Raw genomic sequence first — 1,683 nt, forward strand, 5'->3', positions numbered from 1 at the left:
GAACCTTGAACCTCGAACCTATCCCTTCCCAATTTCAACTTTTACATCATCACCCAACACTTCCCTGTATTTTGCTGCGAGTGCATTTTTAGCGTCATCATCGCCGTGAACTATTTTTATATGGCGGGGCTTTTTGCGCATACCGGTTACAAATTTGATGAGACCTGCTTGATCGGCGTGAGCGCTGTAGCCGCTTATGGTGTGTATTTTGGCGTTTATATTAATGCGGGTATTATTAATAACTACATAGCCATTTTTTGGGCCATAGGTTTGTATATCGCGTCCTAATGTTCCGCGCCCTTGGTAACCTACAAAGAGTACATCGGTGGTTTTGTCGGTTAAAAAGCGCTCTAGGTAGTTAACTATTCGCCCGCCGGTGCACATACCGCTTGCAGCTAGAATAATTGCAGGTGTTTGACGGGTGGCTAAGTAATTTATTAACGCTAAGTGCTCACTATGGGTGTTTATTGTAGTGAGGTTTTCAAAGTCGAGTGGGTGGCGGCCTTTGGCTACTTTTTGTTTTGCCTCTTCATCCCATAAATATTTAAATTTTCGGTACTGTTGAGTAAAGTTAGCCGCCATAGGGGAGTCGAGTATTACTTGTATTGTGCGCCAAGGTGAATTTTTTGTAGAGGCATGAATTAGCTGTTCAAGTTCGTATAACAGCTCTTGCGTGCGGCCAATACTAAAGGCAGGCACAAGCACGACGCCGTTGTCGGCAACAGCGCGTTCAATTACGGCTTTTAAGGTTTGCGTACGTTGTTTTCGCCCTTGATGGTTTTTATCACCATAGGTTGACTCAATAACTAAAGTATCTGCTTTATAGGGGGCTTTAGGTGCGGGTAGTAAAGGCGTATAGGGCGCGCCTAAATCACCTGAAAAAACCACTCTGTGATTATTGTTAGCTTTGTGGGGAGGTGTGCTTATGTCTATTTCTACATAAGCGGAGCCTAAAATGTGCCCAGCTCGTTGAAGTCGGGCTTTGGCTATGTGTTCACCTTTACAAGGAAGATCAAACCAAGTTTTAAAATCGATTTCGACAATTTGCTGTTTAAGTAATCTTAAGCAAGTGTCTATTATTTTTTGATCTCGCGTGACGCCCACTTTTAATGCATCTTCAATCACTAGTGGCAGTAAACTTGCTGATGCAATAGAGGTAAATATAGGACCTTTAAAGCCAGCCATTAATAAATAGGGAATCCGGCCAACATGATCAATATGGCAATGGGTAACAATAAGCGCGCGAACTGTGTCTATATTAAATTCAATATTAAGATCATCAACTGAGTCTTCTCCTTGAAACAATCCGCAATCAATTAGAAAAGAGCTTTGATCGTTTATTATCAGCTGGTGGCATGAGCCTGTTACGCCATTGACTGCTCCATGGTGAAGTATTTGCATTTTATGTCCTTATGTTTTGGCTGCGGGTTGCGGGTTACGGCTTGAAGCTCGAGCCTAGCACTTAGAGCCTAACGCCTTTATTTTATAAGTAAATATAGCAGGTATTTTAATGTAGGTGGGGTTTTATACCGTAACGGACGGGCCAAGAGCTGCGGACAGAGAGCCTAGCACCTAGCACCTTGAGCCTAATACCTGACGCGGGGTGAACCCGCTGCTACAGGTATAAAAAAACCTTGCGATGTTAACCGCAAGGTTTTTAAGTTTCTCGAACCTCGAACCTCG

General features: G+C 43.3%; 1 protein-coding gene. It reads right to left on the reverse strand.

Features of this window, described 5'->3' with window-relative positions:
• Positions 1–18 precede the first annotated feature (18 nt).
• Entirely contained in the window at positions 19–1,401 is a 1,383-nt protein-coding gene (locus CWC30_RS17815) for an MBL fold metallo-hydrolase RNA specificity domain-containing protein (protein WP_138627762.1), read from the reverse strand.
• Positions 1,402–1,683: the final 282 nt, after the last annotated feature.

The organism is Pseudoalteromonas sp. S4741 (assembly GCF_005886135.1).
GTDB classification, from domain to species: domain Bacteria; phylum Pseudomonadota; class Gammaproteobacteria; order Enterobacterales; family Alteromonadaceae; genus Pseudoalteromonas; species Pseudoalteromonas tetraodonis.